At 54.0% G+C, this 248-nt stretch carries 1 protein-coding gene; it reads right to left on the bottom strand.

Annotation, left to right across the window (positions count from 1 at the left end; genetic code table 11):
* The coding region (locus GJQ66_RS15015; protein WP_230379675.1) for a hypothetical protein at nt 1–224 on the bottom strand (224 nt) is incomplete at its 3' end.
* Between the last annotated feature and the right edge of the window lie 24 nt (nt 225–248).

The raw sequence follows: 248 nt of genomic DNA, 5'->3' as shown, positions 1-248 counted from the left end.
CCATAGCCTGGCATACGGGCCCAATTAATGTGGCCATTGAGTAGGACGCCATGCCCCTGTAATAGGCTTTGCACCATATATAGGCCGTAATTGAGGTTGCCACCAGGGCCGGTAGTGAGCGGATTAGCCGCTGTGAAGCTGGCAAAATCGAGGCTGCTGGTTGGGTTCCAGCTTAGCCAGGTACGCAGCAGTAAAAAGCAAAAGCCAATAGCGAGCAGGGTCAATGCACTTAACCAGGTTGGGCAGCG

Source organism: Microbacterium sp. ZXX196, from assembly GCF_009709595.1.
Lineage (GTDB): Bacteria > Actinomycetota > Actinomycetes > Actinomycetales > Microbacteriaceae > Microbacterium > Microbacterium excoecariae.
This window is presented reverse-complemented; position numbering and strand designations above follow the sequence as displayed.